A 15,932-nucleotide genomic window follows, 5' to 3' on the forward strand; every position below is an offset into this window, starting at 1 on the left:
CAGCAGGACTTGCCGGAGCGCTCACAACTACTACAGGAAAAATCACGTCACTGGCTTGAGCACGATGGTTCGCTGCTTGGCCATGCGCTCAGCAGCCCGGGTGCGGTCTTTCACATCGCCCGCCAACTGGCCGCACGCAGCGTCGATATCGTCGCCACGGGTTTTGCGCACGGTCGTAACGATACCCGCATCAACCAGCAACTTGGCGAAAACCGCGACTTGCTGAGGGGACGATCGGTGCAGGCCGGATGCAGGAAAAGGATTGAAGGGAATCAAATTGAACTTGCAACGCACGCCCTGCCCGTTGCGTGGCCGCACCAGTTCGATCAGTTGCCGCGCATGCTCTGCCTGATCGTTCACGCCGTCCAGCATGCAGTACTCGAAGGTGATGAAATCACGCGGTGCATGGGCCAGATAACGTTGGCATGCATCCAGCAATTCCTGCAATGGGTATTTGCGATTCAAAGGGACCAGGTTGTCACGCAGCGGATCGTTCGGCGCGTGCAGCGAGACCGCCAGCGCGACAGGGCAATCCTGCGCCAGCCTGTCCATCATGGGCACGACGCCCGATGTGGATACCGTCACGCGGCGGCGCGACAGGCCATAGCCATGGTCGTCCAGCATCGCGCGCAATGCAGGCACCAAGGCCGTGTAATTCTGCAAGGGCTCGCCCATGCCCATCATGACCACGTTGGAGATCACGCGCTCTTCGCTGCCGAGTCTTCGGCGCAGTGCGTGCTCCGCAAACCATAACTGGGCAATGATTTCACCAGTGGTCAGGTTGCGGCTGAAGCCTTGGTGCCCCGTCGAACAGAAGCGGCACCCAACAGCGCACCCCGCTTGCGAGGAAACGCACAGGGTGCCCCGGTCGTCTTCTGGAATGAACACGGTTTCAACGGCATTGCCGTCGCCCACGTCGAACAACCATTTTACGGTGCCGTCGGACGATACGTGCTCGCTGACGACTGGCAGGGCCTGCACATGGGCGCAGGACTTGAGTTTCTCGCGCAGCGACTTGGCCAGATCGCTCATCTGGTCGAAATCGTGCGCGCCTCGCTGGTGGATCCAGCGAAACAATTGGGTCGCCCGAAAACGCTTCTCCCCCAGCCGCTCACAAAAAGCGGCCAGACCGTCGAGGTCGAAATCAAGGAGGTTTGTGGTCATCGGAGCGAGGGCTGTTCACGTCGATCACCGCCCCCTGCGCAGGGGGCGCGGCCTGGGCAGCGCTCCGGCGCAAGGGTGGATCGCATATCAGCGCGAGTAGATGTTGAGGCCGGGGAAGAAGAAAGCCACTTCAGCCTGGGCGGTTTCGGTAGCGTCGGAACCGTGCACTGCGTTGGCATCGATGCTGTCGGCGAAATCGGCGCGAATGGTGCCGGCTTCTGCCTTCTTGGGGTCGGTGGCGCCCATCAGTTCACGGTTCTTCAGGATGGCGTTCTCGCCTTCCAGGGCCTGGATCATCACAGGACCGGAGATCATGAAGTCCACCAGGTCCTTGAAGAAAGGACGCTCTTTGTGGACTGCGTAGAACTGCTCGGCTTCCAGGCGCGACAGATGGGCCATGCGGGCTGCGACCACTTTCAGGCCGGCAGCTTCGAAACGGGCGTAGATCTGGCCGATGACGTTTTTGGCGACTGCGTCGGGCTTAATGATGGAGAGAGTGCGTTCGATAGCCATGTTGATTTTCCTGGAGAGTGGTTGATCTGATTTTTTGCCCTGCGGACAAAGCCCTCGATTCTAACTGGGGCCATTTATCCTCAATGCACGAACGTTCTAGCGACCGCCGCGGCGGGGGGGGCCGTTGCGCTTTTGATCCTGGCGGTAACGCGACAGGCTGTCGGTTCCGATATAGCCCACCGATGTCTTCATCGGATCCGGCTGGCTGCTCGCTCCGCCGCCTCCACCCTGGCGATTGCCGGGTGCGCCATCCTTGCCACGTCCCGCGCTTTGGCCGTAGCCTGGTTTGCGCGCGGGCGGCGATGATGCATCGCGTGGCCCGCCACCTGCATTGCGGCCGCGCGGCCCACCCCTGCGCAGACCGCTCTTGCGGTCGGCGGCGCTTCCCGCCGGCGCTTCGCGGGGCTCTCGTGGAGCCTTGTTGGCTCCCACCGCCTGCATGAGCGCACGAATGTCACTCTCGTCCAGCTCCAGCCACGCGCCACGCTTGAGCCCCCTGGGAAGCATCATGGCTCCGTAACGGATGCGGATCAGGCGGCTCACGGCATGGCCCACAGCCTCGAGCATGCGGCGAACTTCGCGGTTCCGCCCTTCGGAGATGGTCACGCGATACCAGCAATTGGAGCCTTCGCCACCGCCGTCCTCGATGGAGCCGAAGGCGGCCATGCCGTCGTCGAGTTGCACACCATCCAGCAAGCGCTGCTTTTCCTCGTTGCTGAGTGCGCCGAGCACCCGCACGGCATATTCGCGCTCCAGGCCGAAGCGAGGATGCATCAGTTGATTCGCCAGTTCGCCCGAACTCGTAAAGAGCAGCAGGCCTTCGGTGTTCAGATCCAGCCGTCCTACGGATTGCCATTTGCCATGGACCAGCCGTGGCAGCTTGCGAAACACGGTGGGCCGGTTTTGCGGATCGTCATGCGTCACCACCTCCCCGGCTGGCTTGTGGTAGGCGATCACCCGTGCCGGAGGAGGATCGATCCGATAGCGAATGGGCCGGCCATTCACCTTCACCTGGTCGCCGAACTGCACCCGCTGTCCGATGTGCGCTGGCTCGTTGTTGACCGAAATGCGGCCTTCCAGAATCAATTGCTCCATCTCGAGGCGGGATCCGAGACCTGCTTGCGCCAGCACCTTGTGCAGCTTGGGCGTTTCAACCTGAGGCAACAAGACGCGCCGGGCTGGAGCAGCATCAGCCACGGCCTCGTCTTCATCGAGTTGGCCGGACACCACGTCGGAAAATTGATATCCCGGGGTGGTCCGTCCGCCTGGAGTACGGGTTTCCGGCTTGCGCGAAGGCTGAGGGGCCGCTGGCACCGCAGGTTCTGCTTTGGCAGACTCGCCATCCAGGGCCGCTTCTTCGCTCTCATTGGCCTCGGATGACTGCGAGTCTGCAGAAACCTCTTCCGGCACAGGCTCGACAGCCGCAACAGCTTCGGACGCCTGGGGGGCCTTCTTGCGGGGCGGCTTGCGGACCGCGGGCTTCTTCGCGCCGGCCTCCTGATCGACAGGCGTTGCAGGCTGGTCGTCAGCGGGGTCGGAAATAGGATCGTTCATGGGAGGCTCTCTGGTGTGCCGTTAGCGGCGTCTTGTGGTTTCTCGTGCGGGGATGCCGGCACGTCTTCCCTTGTCGGGGGCTGGGGCGCCGCAATGTCTGGCGGCAATGCTGTCGCAGGATCGGAGTCGGCATCTTCCGGCGAAGGCGGAGCATCCACTGCCGACCCCCTCCCTTCGTCCTCACCGGCCGCGGCCTCGTCGGGCAGCAACGACCCTGCGGACCCTAGCGCTTCGAAAACGCTGGCCTGAGCGGCCGGATTTTCCATCACGGGCAACTGGTCCAGCGATTGCAGGCCCAGATCGTCCAGGAACTGCCGGGTGGTCGCGAACAGCGCAGGCCGGCCCACGGTTTCGCGGTGTCCGATGACTTCCACCCAGCCACGGTCTTCCAGTTGCTTGATGATCAAACTATTCACGGTCACGCCGCGAATGTCTTCGATGTCGCCCCGCGTCACCGGCTGGCGATACGCGATGATGGCCAGCGTTTCCATGGTGGCTCGGGTGTACCGCGGAGGCTTCTCGGGGTGGAGCCGATCGAGGTATTCGCGCATTTCGGGGCGGCTCTGAAACCGCCAGCCCGTCGCGACCTGGACCAGTTCCACGCCGCGCAATGCCCAATCCTGCTGGAGCTCCAGCAGGATGGTTTTCAGGGTATCGGTTCCCAGAGCGTCGTTGAACAGCGTGCGCAACTCGCGCAGGGTTGCCGGTTGCGGAGCGCAGATCAGCGCGGTTTCAAGGACCCGTTTGGCGTCCACCGTATTCATGGTTCAGCAATTGCGGGGAAAGGGCGCCGCGTGCAGCAACGGGCGCCGGGCCTGTAAAAGGGATCGTTCAGCGGGACGGCACGCAAAGACCTTGGTGTCGCTCCCAGCCCTGCAGTGTGCACATGCGGGCGAGTCGGCTGGTACAGCCGCTAGGCGGGATTGTAGCGCAGGCCCCAAAAATTCAGCGCGTTTTGCATGTCCTCCGGCAGGGGCGCATGGAACTGCAGGGGCTCCCCCGTTACCGGGTGAGTGAAGGCCAGCCGGTAGGCATGCAGCGCCTGCCGGGTCAGGCCCGCTGCCGCCTCGCCGCCGTACACCGCATCCGCCACGAGAGGATGGCGCAGCGAGGCCATGTGCACCCGTATCTGGTGAGTGCGCCCCGTGTGCAGCGTGCAGCGCACGAAGCAAGCTGCTTCGGCACTGTCGATCAAGGCGATGTCGGTGCGAGACGGCTTGCCGGATTGAGTGGCCAGATCCACGACGGCCATGCGCAGGCGGTTGCGGGGGTCGCGGCCGATGCCGCCCTCGACCACGCGCTGCTCCGGACCGCTCCAGGGGCGGTGGCCAATGGCCAGGTATTGCCGGCTGACCTCGCGGGCAGCGATCATTCGCACCAGCGCATCCATCACGCCCCGCTCGCGCGCCACGACCATCAGGCCGCTGGTGTCCTTGTCGAGCCGATGGACGATGCCGGCCCGCGGCACCAGCAGCGCTTTCGGGTCGCGAGCCAGCAGGCCGTTGAGCAGCGTGCCGCTCCAGTTACCGGGCGCCGGATGCACGACAAGCCCAGCGGGCTTGTGAATGACCAGCAAATGCGCGTCCTCGAACACCACATCGATGGGCATCGGCTCGGGGCGGAACGCCTGGCTCTGCTGGGTCGGCTGCATTTCCACGGCGACCACATCGCCCGCCTTGACGCGGGAGGCAGGCTTGCCGGCGGGCTGGCCGTTGAGCGAGACGCTGCCCTGCGCCAGCAATTGCTGAAGGTAGCTGCGCGAGAACTCCGGCACCTGATCGGCCAGGGCACGGTCCAGGCGCACGCCGTGCTGCGCTTCGCCGATGGAGAACTGGCGGATCTCCGCTGCAGCGTCGGCCGCGCCTTCTTCCAGTTCGTCGGTACCGGCGTCACCCTCCAGGGATGCGCCGGTGCCAGTGGGCTGCGTGATCAACGCGCAGGCAGGTAGCGGGACGGATCGACCGGCTTGCCCTGGCGGCGGATTTCGAAGTGCAGCTTGACCCGGTCGGTGTCGGAGCTGCCCATTTCGGCGATCTTCTGGCCGCGGCGCACCGTCTGGTCTTCCTTCACCAGCAGGGTCTGGTTGTGGGCATAGGCCGTCAGGTAGGTGTTGTTGTGCTTGAGGATGACGAGGTTGCCGTAGCCGCGCAGGCCTGCGCCGGCATAGACCACGCGGCCATCCGCAGATGCGAGCACCGGGTCGCCAGCCTTGCCGCCGATGTCGTAACCCTTGTTGCGCGCTTCATCGAAGCCTGCCACCAGCGAACCCGACGAAGGCCAGATGAAGGCCATGTCGTCCTCGCCGCCGCCCGTGGCGGGAGCAGGACTGGGAGTTGGCGCCGGCGCAGCGGCGACGGCCGGTGCAGAGGCTCCGGGCTTGGCACCGCTGGCAGGGGTGGCCGGCGCAATGGCCGACGACGTGACCGGGCGCGTGACCACGCCGGTGTCGCTGGCGACCGACGGTGCAGGCGTCGCCGATGGCGCGACCACCCGCAGCACCTGGCCGACCTCGATGAGGTTGGCATTGTCCAGGCTGTTCCAGCGGGCGATGTCTTTCCAGCTTTGGCCGCTTTCGAGGCCGATGCGAATCAGGGTATCCCCAGGCTTGACCGTGTAGTAGCCGGGCTTGCCGGCGTTTTCAGCACCGGGCAAAGGCTTGGCCGCAGGAGCGACCACCATGCCGGGCTGGGAGGCGGATGTGGAAGCCGACGTACCGCGATCTTCCACCGGTGCCCTGTTGACGCGGGTGCCGCAACCGGCAAGCACCAAAGCCGCCAGCGCCATCGAACCCCAACCAACAAGACCACGCGTAACCAACATAAGCAATCCCTTCAGGCAATCCCCGATTTTAGGGGGACAAAATGAACGGCCTCCAAAACGTTCTGTTTCAACCCGTGCATCGTTTTGTCGATGACGAGCAACACCTGGTGGCCGCCGGCACCCACCATGGGCGCCACGAGGCGGCCACCCACGGCGAGCTGCTCGATCCAAGCCTGGGGAAGGGTCTCGCCGCCTGCCGCGGCGATGATGGCCGCATAAGGCGCGCCTTTCGCATAGCCCACCGTGCCGTCGCCGAAGATAAGATGCACGTTCGCGAGGCGCCAGGGGCGCAGGTTGTCGCGCGCCTTTTCGTGCAACGCGCGCAAGCGTTCGATGGTGTACACCTCCCGGGCGACGCGGCCCAGCACGGCAGCCTGGTAGCCGCAGCCGGTGCCGATCTCAAGCACCCGCCCCAGCCCACCCGCCCGCGCGCCTTCCGCGCCCAGCAGCAGTTCGGTCATGCGCGCCACGATGCTGGGTTTGGAAATGGTCTGCCCGAGACCGATCGGCAGGCTGGTGTCTTCATAGGCCTGGTTGACCAGCGCGGTGTCCACGAACCGGTGGCGCTCCACCGATCCCATGGCCTGCAGCACCACCGGGGACGCAATGCCGGACGTCGCCAGGCGCTGCACCATGCGCGCCCGCACGGCCGCCGAGTCCAGCCCCACGCCCTGCGGCATGGGGGCGTCGCGGCGCGGCGCGGGCTGCGACGCTGGCCGGGGCGCAGCCCCTGGAGGGCGATCGATGCGGGCCGGAAAGCCGGGGCGGCGCTGGGTCATCGGGCTTCGGCCGCCTCGGGTGCGGAGGGCTCGGGCGGCTCGGCGGGCACCAGGCGCGCAGCGGTCTGCGCCCAGTAACCGAGGCTTTCATGGTCGGTCAGATCCACCTTCAATGGCGTGACGGCGACGTGCCCCTGCGCCGTGGCATGGAAATCGGTGCCCTCGGCATCGTCCTTGGCCGCGCCAGCGCCGCCGATCCAGTACATGACTTCGCCGCGCGGGCTCTGCTGCTCGATGACGCGCTCGGCGGCATGCCGGCGTCCGAGCCGGCACAGCCGCAGGGGCCGCAGTGCATCGAACGGCAGGTTGGGAATGTTCACGTTGAGAAGCCAAGGCGCCTCGCCCACCAGGTTTTGCGCCTGCATCTGCTCGACGATCTCGCGGGCCTTTCGGGCGGCGGATTCGATCTCGCCCCAGCCCTTGTCCACCTGCGAAAACGCGATGGCCGGGATGCCGAACAGGTAGCCCTCCATGGCCGCGCCCACGGTGCCGGAATAGATGGTGTCGTCGCCCATGTTGGCGCCGTTGTTGATGCCCGACACCACCAGGTCGGGCCGGTAGCCCAGCAGGCCGGTGAGCGCGATGTGCACACAGTCGGCCGGCGTGCCGTTCACGTACCGAAAGCCGTTGGCGGCCTGGTGGACGTACAGCGGCGAATGCAGCGTGAGCGCATTGGACTTGGCGCTGTTGTTGTGCTCAGGGGCCACCACCTCGACGTCCGCGATGGTCTTGAGCGCATCGTGCAAGGCCACGATGCCGGGCGCCTGGTAACCGTCGTCGTTGGATATGAGGATCTTCATGGGTGGCAGGAAGCAAGGTGCGCGCGATTGTAGGCCGCGTCCGACATGCCCCGGGCGCTCCGTTCACCACCCGCGCGCGGCGCTGCGGGCCGCCGTCGCTCCTGGGACTCGCAGCGCCATCGCTCGCGCCTATCATGCGGCCACACCGACAGGAGACTTCCCCATGCACGCTTGGCTTTGCACCAACCCGACGGGCGTCGACGCCCTGGCCTGGACCGAACTGCCCACTCCCGCGCCGAAGGCCGGCGAGGTGCTGATCGCGATCAAGGCCGCCAGCCTGAACTTTCCCGATCTGCTCATCGTGCAGAACAAATACCAGATGAAGCCTCCCCTGCCCTTCGTGCCGGGCTCGGAATACGCCGGCGTGGTGGAAGCTGTGGGCGAAGGCGTGACGCATCTGCGCCCCGGGCAGAGCGTGGCCTGCCTGACCGGCACCGGCGGCTTCGGCACGCATGCCATCGCGCCCGCAGCGCTTTGCATGCCGCTGCCCGAAGGCTTCTCGCACGTCGATGCGGCCGCGTTCATCATGATCTACGCCACCTCGCACCACGCACTCGTGGACCGTGCGCAACTCAAGGCCGGCGAGACGGTGCTGGTGCTCGGGGCGGCCGGCGGCGTGGGCACGGCCGCCATCCAGATCGCCAAGAAGATGGGCGCCCGCGTGATCGCTGCGGCCTCCACCGAAGAGAAATGCAAGCTGTGCCTCTCGGTGGGCGCCGATGCCGTCATCAACTACACCGAAGAAAACCTGCGCGAGGCGATCAAATCGTTGACCGACGGCAAAGGGCCGGACGTCATCTATGACCCGGTGGGTGGCGATTTCACCGAGCCGGCCTTCCGCTCGATCGCCTGGCGCGGCCGCTATCTGGTGGTGGGCTTCGCTTCGGGGCCCATTCCCGCACTGCCCCTGAACCTCGCGCTGCTCAAGGGCGCCTCGATCGTGGGCGTGTTCTGGGGCGAGTTCTCCAAGCGCGAGCGGCAGGCCAACGCCGCCATGATGGCGGAGCTGGCCGCCTGGTACGCCGAGGGCGCGATCAAGCCGGTGATCGACCGCACCATGCCGATGGCGCAGCTGCCCGCCGCCTATGCGCACATGGGATCGCGCGGCGTGATGGGCAAGCTCGTGATGGTGAACTGACCGGCCGGCCCGTGTGCGCGGGCCTTGCACGGGCCGGGCGCGACTCGTGGCTGGTAAGGGTGCCGGCCAGCGCCTGTTCAAGCGGTGCGCCGTCTGTCACACTCGCGCATCTTTGCCCTTCCGTGCACGCCAGATGGCCGAACGCCCCCCTTCCGAACTCGCGCGAGAAACCCTCAAGCAACTGGCTGCGCGCCGTTTGCCGCCAACGCCTGACAACTACCAGGCGCTCTACGACGAAATCGCTGGCAACCCCAGCGCCGCTCCTTTTCCGCAGGGGCCGCTGCGCCACATCCTGCGCGTGCTGCCCGGCCAGACGCCGGGGCAGAAGCGGTTGCTGGGCCAACTGGAATCGGCCATCGAAAACAGCGACTGGACCCAGCTGCAAAGCGTGTTCGTGGGCTATGCGAACCTGGGGCTGGCCAGCATCGCGGCCACGCCGTTGGCCGCAGCCTCTGCCGAACCCGTGACCGCCACGCACCTGCCCGAGGAACTGACCGAGCAGCTGGCCCGCCTCATCGACAACACCCTGCCCGCCCTGGGCGAAGACGATGCGCGGGTGCTCGAACTGGCGGCGCAGCTCACCAATTTCCTGCGCCAGCCTTCGCCGCCGATCTCCACCTTCGGGCTGATGCTGAACAACTTCAGCTACCGGGTGTCGTTCGCCACCGAAGACCAGGCCGCCATCCGCTCCAGCCTGCTCGAACTGCTGCACATGCTGTTCGAGAACATCGCCGTGCTCAGCCAGGACGACCGCTGGCTGCAAGGCCAGGTCGAGGCGCTGATGGCCGCATCCACGCCGCCGCTCACGCTGCGCCGACTCGATGAAGTGCAGCGGCGCCTGAAGGACGTGATCTTCAAGCAGACCGAGGCCAAGGAACGCACCGTGCAGGCGCAGGAGCAGATGAAGGAGCTGCTGGCCACCTTCATCGAGCGGCTGGTGCAGATCACCGCCTCCAGCAGCACCTACCACGACAAGATGGAGCACTGCGCCGAGCGTATCGGCCAGGCCACCAGCCTGCAGGAAATCACGCCGCTGCTCGAAGAAGTGATGAGCGCCACGCGCGCCATGGCGCTGGACAGCCGGGTCGCCCGCGACGAGTTGCAGGACCTGCGCGAGCGCTCCGACGCGCGCCACGCCGAAATCGCCAAGCTGCAGGAAGAACTGGACCGCGCCAGTGCCCAGGCCCGCCACGACCCGCTGACCGGATCGCTCAACCGCAAGGGGCTGGACGAGGTGATGGAGCGTGAAATCGCCCGCGCCGTGCGCAACGGCTCGCCCCTGTGCGTGGCACTCCTGGACGTGGACAACTTCAAGCTCATCAACGACCGCCTGGGCCACACGGCCGGCGACGAGGCCCTGGTGCACCTGGCCGGCGTCACGCGCGAGGTGATGCGGCCGCAGGACATGCTGGCGCGCTACGGCGGCGAAGAGTTCGTGCTGGTGCTGCCCGACACCGCACTGCACCAGGGCGTGGAAGCCATGACGCGGCTGCAGCGCGAACTGACCACGCGCTACTTCCTCAAGGACCGCGAAAAGGTGCTCATCACCTTCAGCGCCGGCGTGGCCCAACTGGCCGAGCAGGAAAGCAGCACCGAGGCGATCCGCCGCGCCGACCAGGGCATGTACCTGGCCAAGCGCGCGGGCAAGAACCGGGTCATGGCCTCCTGAACCGGGGCGGCCGCGGGCCGCAACGCGGCCTTCGCTTTCGTCTTCGCTTTCGTCTTTGCCTTGGCCTTTTTCCGCGTCTTGCGCTTCTTCCGCGCCCTTTCTCCTTCCCCTCCCCTTCCCTTTTTCATGACGCATCCGTCCCCGCTGTCTCGCCGGGCCCTGCTGCAGCGGGCTGCCTGGGCAGCCAGTGCCGCGGCCTGGCCGCGATGGACCCTGGCCGCGCAAGGCAATGCCCGACACGACCCTTTCACCCTGGGCGTGGCCAGCGGCGACCCTTCGCCCGACGGCATGGTCTTGTGGACCCGCCTGGTGCCCGCCGAGCCCGGCGCCTGGAGCCGCCCGATCGCCGTTCGGTGGGAGGTGGCGCACGACGATGCGTTCCGCCGCATCGTGCAGCGCGGCACGGCCAACGCCCTGCCGGAGTTCGCGCACAGCGTGCATGTCGAGCTGCAGGGCCTGGCCCCGGGGCGCTGGTACCACTACCGGTTTCTGCTGGGCGATGCCGTCAGCGCCACCGGCCGCACGCGCACCGCCCCCGCGCCGGGCGAGATGGAATCGCGCCTGCGCATCGCCTTCGCGTCGTGCCAGCGCTGGGAGCACGGCCACTACGCCGCGTGGAACGACGTGTGCCGCCATGCGCCGGACCTGGTGCTGTTCCTGGGCGACTACATGTACGAATACGCGAGCCCCAAGGACCCGGCCGGACTGGCGCGCGTGCACGGCCTGCGCCTGGCGCAGACGCTCGCCGACTATCGCGACCGGTACGCGCTGCACAAGAGCGACCCCGCCCTGCAGGCCGCCCACGCGGTCTGCCCCTGGGCCAGCACCTGGGACGACCACGAGGTGCAGAACGACTACGCGGGCACCCACGGCCGGGGCGATGCGGCCGACTTCCTCGCGATGCGCACCGCGGGTTGGCAGGCCTTCTACGAACACACGCCGCTGCGGGCCGCGAGCCTGGCCGCCAGCGGCTTCGGCACGCTGCAGGTGTACCGCGCGCTGCCCTGGGGGCGGCTGGCGAACATCCACCTGCTGGACGCCCGTCAGTTCCGCGACCGCCAGGCCTGCCGGGCCGAAGGCAGCAGCGGCGCGGGCGCCGTGCGGCCGGCCGACTGCGCTGAGCTGCAGGCGCCGCAGCGCAGTTTTCTGGGCGCCGCACAGGAGCGCTGGCTGGACGCGGGCCTGGCGGCGGATGCCCGCGGCAGCGCCGAGGGCAGCGCCGGCAACGGCAGCGGCACCCGGTGGAGCGTGATCGCGCAGCAGACCCTGTTCTCGCCGCGCCACTACCCCTCGGGCGTGCAATCGACCGACAGTTGGGACGGCTACCCCGCCGCGCGCCAGCGGCTGCTGCAGTCGGTGGCCCGGCATGCGCCCCGCAATGCGGTGCTGCTGGGGGGCGACATCCACCAGAACTATGTGTGCAACGTGCTCGCGCCGTCCGACGGGGCGGAACCGGCATCGTCCCCTGCTGCCCAGTCCCCGAGCGCGCCCCGCATCCTGGCCAGCGAGTTCTGCGGCACCTCCATCAGTTCGCGCTCCGGCACCACGCAGGACAAGGTGGACGCTATCGCCCGCCACAACCCGCACGTGCTGCTGGCGCGCTGCGACCTGCGCGGTTGGGGGCTGGCCGATGTCACGCCCGGCCGGTGGACGACGACCCTGCGCACGGTGGACGACCCGCTGCGCGCCGACAGCGGCGCCTCCACGCTGGCCCGCTTCGTGGTGGAAGACGGCCGCGCGGGGCCCGTGCGGGACAGCTGAGCCAGCGGAGCAGCGAGCCAGCCATCCAGCGGATTGCATTGCTACTTAATTAATAGCAATACACCGGCGTATTCATTGCGCTGGAGCCCTGAAACGCTCTGACCCTTCTCTCGTGCTCCGCCGCAAGCCGTACACCCGGCCATCGGGTAGCGGGGTGTAACACCGGCGCTCCAAAGCCGGGGCAGCGCATTACGATGGCGCCCACTACACACAGGGAGACCCCATGAGCAAGAAGCACCTGCCTGCCGCACGGCTGGCCCTCCTGGCTGCCGCTGCCCTCCTCGCCGCCTGCGGCACCGGCCCCCGCCTGAACTACACGCTGCCCGACCAGCCCGAGGGCGCGTCCGGCTACACCGAGAAGCCAGGCTGGGCCACGCAGAAGTTCGCCGTGGCGGCGGCCAACCCGCTGGCGACCGATGCGGGCTACCAGGTGCTGAAAGCGGGCGGCTCGGCGATCGACGCCGCCATCGCGGTGCAGATGGTGCTCACGCTGGTGGAGCCGCAATCGAGCGGCATCGGGGGCGGCGCTTTCCTGCTGCACTCTGCCGGCAGCAAGGTCGAGGCCTACGACGGCCGCGAAACGGCCCCGGCCGCCGCCAATGAAAACCTGTTCCTCGGCGCCGACGGCAAGCCCGTCGCGTTCTACGACGGCGTTGTCGGCGGCCGCTCGGTGGGCACGCCCGGCGTGGTGCGCATGCTGGAAATGGCGCACAAGGAACATGGCAAGCTGCCTTGGGCAACGCTGTTCCAGCCCGCCATTCAACTGGCGGAAACCGGCTTCAAGGTGAGCCCGCGCCTGAACACGCTGCTGGCCAACGAAAAGTACCTTGCCCAGGACCCGGCAGCGCGCGCCTACTTCTTCGACGCCGCCGGCAAGCCCTGGCCCGTGGGCCACGTGCTGAAGAACCCCGAACTGGCGGCCGTGCTCAAGGACATCGCGCGCAACGGCTCCAAGGCGCTGCTGGAAGGCGAAGTGGCACAGGCCATCGTCGCCAAGGTGCAGGGCCACCCGACCAACCCCGGCCGGCTGGCGCTGGCGGACCTGGCCGGCTACAAGCCCAAGAAGCGCGAGGCGCTGTGCTCGGACTATCAGGTGGCTTCCAAGGACTTTCGCATGTGCGGTTTTCCACCGCCCAGCTCCGGCGCCATCGCCGTGGGCCAGATCCTCGGCATCCTGAAGAACACTGATGCCGCCACGATGGCGCTGCAGGAAGGCCCCAAGGGCCCGGCCGACAGGGTGCCCGGCGCCGACTGGCTCTACCTGTACAACGAGGCCTCGCGGCTGGCCTTCGCCGACCGCGGCCTGTACGTGGCCGACCCCGACTTCGTGAAGCCGCCGGGCGGCAGCTGGAGCAGCCTGCTCGATCCCGCCTACCTCGCCCAGCGCGCCAGGCTGATCGGGCCGCAGAGCATGAAGGTCGCCCAGCCCGGCAACCCCGGTGCGGTCAAGACCAGCTACGCGCCCATGCCCGACCAGATCGAGCACGGCACAAGCCACATCAGCATCGTCGATGCGTTCGGCAACGCCGTGGCGATGACCACCACCATCGAAGACCAGTTCGGCTCGCGCCAGATGGTCAAGGGCTTCCTGCTGAACAACGAGCTGACCGACTTCAGCTTCGCGCCCAAGGACGCCCAGGGCCAGCCCATCGCCAACCGCGTGGAGCCCGGCAAGCGCCCACGCTCGTCGATGGCGCCCACGCTGGTGTTCGACAAGCAGACCGGCCAGATGGTGATGAGCGGCGGCAGCCCCGGCGGCGCGCTCATCATCCATTACACGGCCAAGACGCTCTACGGCATCTTCAACTGGGGTTTGATGCCGCAGCAGGCGATCAACCTGCCCAACTTCGGCTCGCTCAACGGCCCGACGATGCTGGAGGAAAAGCGCTTCCCACCGGCCACCGTACAAGCCCTGCGCGCCCGGGGCGCCGAAGTGCGCGAGATGGACATGACCAGCGGCCTGCAGGCCCTCACCCGCGCCGAAGTGCACGGCCAGCCCATGTGGCTGGGCGGCGCCGACCCGCGCCGCGAAGGCGTCGTGATGGGGGATTGAAAGCCGCCGCCGCCGCGGCCAAAACGCACCGCGAATGTCCCCTGAATGCGGCGTGGCCGCGCCATGATGGCGCCATGACCGCGCCATGAAAAAAGAGCACCCGGTGGGTGCTCTTTTGCATTGCGGCTGCTGCAGGCACGGTCGCCGCGCAGCCACTGCTGCGGCGAAGAACGCCTATTGCTCGGCGATCACGTCCAGGAACACCAGCGGCTCGGTGCCGGTGTTGGTCAGCCCGTGCGATTCGCCCTTGCGCACGATGGTCACGTCGCCGGGCTTCACGGGCACGTCCACGCCGTCCTTGTCCTTGAAGGTGCCGCGGCCGGAGACGATGACGTAGGTGTCCTCGTTGCTGGTGTGCTTGTGGTAGCCGATGGAGTCGCCCGGCTGCAGCGTGAGCCAGCTGATCTCCTTGATGGCCTGGTCCTTGAGCGCCTTGTCGCGCGTGAAGGCGTATTCGCCCACCAGCGTGCCCTTGCCGCCACCGGCCGATTCCTTGTTGGCTTTGAGCAGCGATTCCTTGGGGTACACCTCGGCCGATGCGGTGGATGCGGCACCGGCCAGGGCCAAGGCGGCCAGCAGGCAGAACGTTTTATTCATGGTTTGTCTCCTCATGTCGGTGGAACGGCAGCGGGCCGGCACAGGATGCGCCGGGCCTCTTTTTTCTGCCGAAGCGATCTTATGCCCGGCTTGGAGACATCTGCGGCGCGGCGCCCCAGCCGCCATTCATGCTGGGCGCGAGGTTCCACCGCTCAAGCGCGCCCGCAGCGGCGGCGCAAGACGCATCAAACGCCACGGCAATCAAGACCAAATCGGCCTCCAGCGCAATCAAAACGCCGGTGGTTAGCTATCAAAACAATAGCAAACCAACCCATCACTCAACCGGGCGCCTGCGCTGGGGCCACGGACGCTCCCTGGATGCCGTGCCGTTGCAACGCCTGCTGAACGAACCCGCTGGCCTTGGCCTCTTCCACGAAAGCGTGCAGCACGCCTGCCGCAGCCGCGCCCCGCCCCTTTGGCAGCCCCATGGCCTGCTGGATGACCATGAAGCGGCCCGGCAGCAGGCGCAGCCCGACACCGGCACGGGCAGCGTCGGCCTGCAGTTGCTGCTTGACGCCCGCGGCCACGTCGGCGCCTTCGGCCAGGAAGGTTTCCACCACCGCCGGCGAGGTGGGCGCGCGCACCAGGGTGGCGGCTTTCAGTTCACGGGTCAGGTACAGGTCGTAGGCGCTGCCCTTGCCGACCACGATCCGCCGCCCGGGCTGGTCCACGGCTTCATTGGCCTGCAGGGGCGAATCCTCGCGCACCAGATAGCAGCCTTCGATCAGCACATACGGCGCCGTGAACGCGATGCCGGCGCCGCGCAGCGGGTCCACCGCGAAGAAGCCGATGTCGGCCTGCTCCTGCGTGACCGCCTCCACCGACTTGCCGGCCGCATCGAACACGGCGAACGCGATCGGCACGCCCAGCCGCTCGGCGAACGCGCGGGCCAGATCGACCGACACGCCGGACGGGTCCGCGCCCGGTGCGCCGGCTTTGGCCAGGATGGGATTGCCCAGGTTGATGGAGGCGCGCAACACGCCGGTGGGCGCGAAGGCCTGGAGAACGGCAGGATCGAGGGTCATGCGGCAAAGGCGTTGGGTGGAACGAACGCCGAGCATCTTGCAAGCGGCGCGCCCTGTAA

Annotated in this window: 14 protein-coding genes; 4 read left to right on the forward strand and 10 right to left on the reverse strand. The window is 67.3% G+C overall.

Translation table 11 applies throughout. From position 1 onward, the window contains the following. Positions 1-42: 42 nt before the first annotated feature. From rlmN to surE, 8 genes are all read right to left on the reverse strand, one after another. Positions 43-1,164 carry a dual-specificity RNA methyltransferase RlmN gene (gene rlmN, locus BLT03_RS13465; protein ID WP_092744287.1) on the reverse strand — a complete coding sequence of 374 codons (1,122 nt, stop codon included), beginning with the start codon at positions 1,162-1,164 and terminating at the stop codon, positions 43-45. 87 nt (positions 1,165-1,251) lie between these two features. Beyond that, positions 1,252-1,677, reverse strand: a complete 426-nt coding sequence (ndk, locus tag BLT03_RS13470) for a nucleoside-diphosphate kinase (protein WP_092744288.1) — start codon at positions 1,675-1,677, stop codon at positions 1,252-1,254. Between the two features lie 96 nt (positions 1,678-1,773). Further along, complete coding sequence (locus BLT03_RS13475; RefSeq protein WP_092744289.1) at positions 1,774-3,231, reverse strand: pseudouridine synthase; 1,458 nt, start codon at positions 3,229-3,231, stop codon at positions 1,774-1,776. Beyond that, entirely contained in the window at positions 3,228-3,995 is a 768-nt protein-coding gene (gene scpB / locus BLT03_RS13480) for an SMC-Scp complex subunit ScpB (protein WP_245711384.1), read from the reverse strand. The genes BLT03_RS13475 and scpB overlap by 4 nt, the downstream gene beginning before the upstream one ends. A 149-nt stretch (positions 3,996-4,144) precedes the next feature. Further along, the gene (locus BLT03_RS13485) at positions 4,145-5,164 is read right to left on the reverse strand and encodes an RluA family pseudouridine synthase (RefSeq protein ID WP_434802400.1); all 1,020 of its coding nucleotides are present in this window, start codon (positions 5,162-5,164) and stop codon (positions 4,145-4,147) included. Further along, positions 5,161-6,051: a peptidoglycan DD-metalloendopeptidase family protein gene (locus BLT03_RS13490; RefSeq protein ID WP_092744290.1), complete on the reverse strand. Its 891-nt coding sequence runs from the start codon at positions 6,049-6,051 to the stop codon at positions 5,161-5,163. Before BLT03_RS13490 ends, BLT03_RS13485 begins: the two co-directional genes overlap by 4 nt. Before the next feature lie 11 nt (positions 6,052-6,062). Continuing rightward, positions 6,063-6,830 carry a protein-L-isoaspartate(D-aspartate) O-methyltransferase gene (locus tag BLT03_RS13495; RefSeq protein ID WP_092744291.1) on the reverse strand — a complete coding sequence of 256 codons (768 nt, stop codon included), beginning with the start codon at positions 6,828-6,830 and terminating at the stop codon, positions 6,063-6,065. After that, the gene (gene surE, locus BLT03_RS13500; protein ID WP_092744292.1) at positions 6,827-7,630 is read right to left on the reverse strand and encodes a 5'/3'-nucleotidase SurE; all 804 of its coding nucleotides are present in this window, start codon (positions 7,628-7,630) and stop codon (positions 6,827-6,829) included. Before surE ends, BLT03_RS13495 begins: the two co-directional genes overlap by 4 nt. Before the next feature lie 163 nt (positions 7,631-7,793). Here surE and BLT03_RS13505 point away from each other — a divergent pair, with 163 nt between their 5' ends. The 4 genes from BLT03_RS13505 to BLT03_RS13520 all read left to right on the forward strand — a co-directional run bounded on the left by BLT03_RS13505 (position 7,794) and on the right by BLT03_RS13520 (position 14,251). Then, a complete protein-coding gene (locus BLT03_RS13505; protein ID WP_092744293.1) occupies positions 7,794-8,768 on the forward strand; it encodes an NADPH:quinone oxidoreductase family protein in 975 nt (324 codons plus the stop codon). A gap of 133 nt (positions 8,769-8,901) precedes the next feature. Beyond that, a complete protein-coding gene (locus tag BLT03_RS13510; protein WP_092744294.1) occupies positions 8,902-10,437 on the forward strand; it encodes a GGDEF domain-containing protein in 1,536 nt (511 codons plus the stop codon). 126 nt (positions 10,438-10,563) lie between these two features. Continuing rightward, the gene (locus tag BLT03_RS13515) at positions 10,564-12,198 is read left to right on the forward strand and encodes an alkaline phosphatase D family protein (RefSeq protein WP_092744295.1); all 1,635 of its coding nucleotides are present in this window, start codon (positions 10,564-10,566) and stop codon (positions 12,196-12,198) included. Between the two features lie 223 nt (positions 12,199-12,421). Next, complete coding sequence (locus BLT03_RS13520; RefSeq protein WP_092744296.1) at positions 12,422-14,251, forward strand: gamma-glutamyltransferase family protein; 1,830 nt, start codon at positions 12,422-12,424, stop codon at positions 14,249-14,251. Between the two features lie 174 nt (positions 14,252-14,425). Here BLT03_RS13520 and BLT03_RS13525 read toward each other — a convergent pair whose 3' ends face one another. Together BLT03_RS13525 and BLT03_RS13530 are read right to left on the reverse strand one after the other, a co-directional pair. Then, the gene (locus BLT03_RS13525) at positions 14,426-14,848 is read right to left on the reverse strand and encodes a cupin domain-containing protein (RefSeq protein ID WP_245711385.1); all 423 of its coding nucleotides are present in this window, start codon (positions 14,846-14,848) and stop codon (positions 14,426-14,428) included. 278 nt (positions 14,849-15,126) lie between these two features. Then, positions 15,127-15,873, reverse strand: coding sequence for an ABC transporter substrate-binding protein (locus BLT03_RS13530; protein ID WP_092744297.1), 747 nt, complete (start codon positions 15,871-15,873; stop codon positions 15,127-15,129). Positions 15,874-15,932 lie beyond the last annotated feature (59 nt).

The sequence above is a fragment of the Paracidovorax valerianellae genome, from assembly GCF_900102625.1.
GTDB lineage: Bacteria > Pseudomonadota > Gammaproteobacteria > Burkholderiales > Burkholderiaceae_C > Paracidovorax > Paracidovorax valerianellae.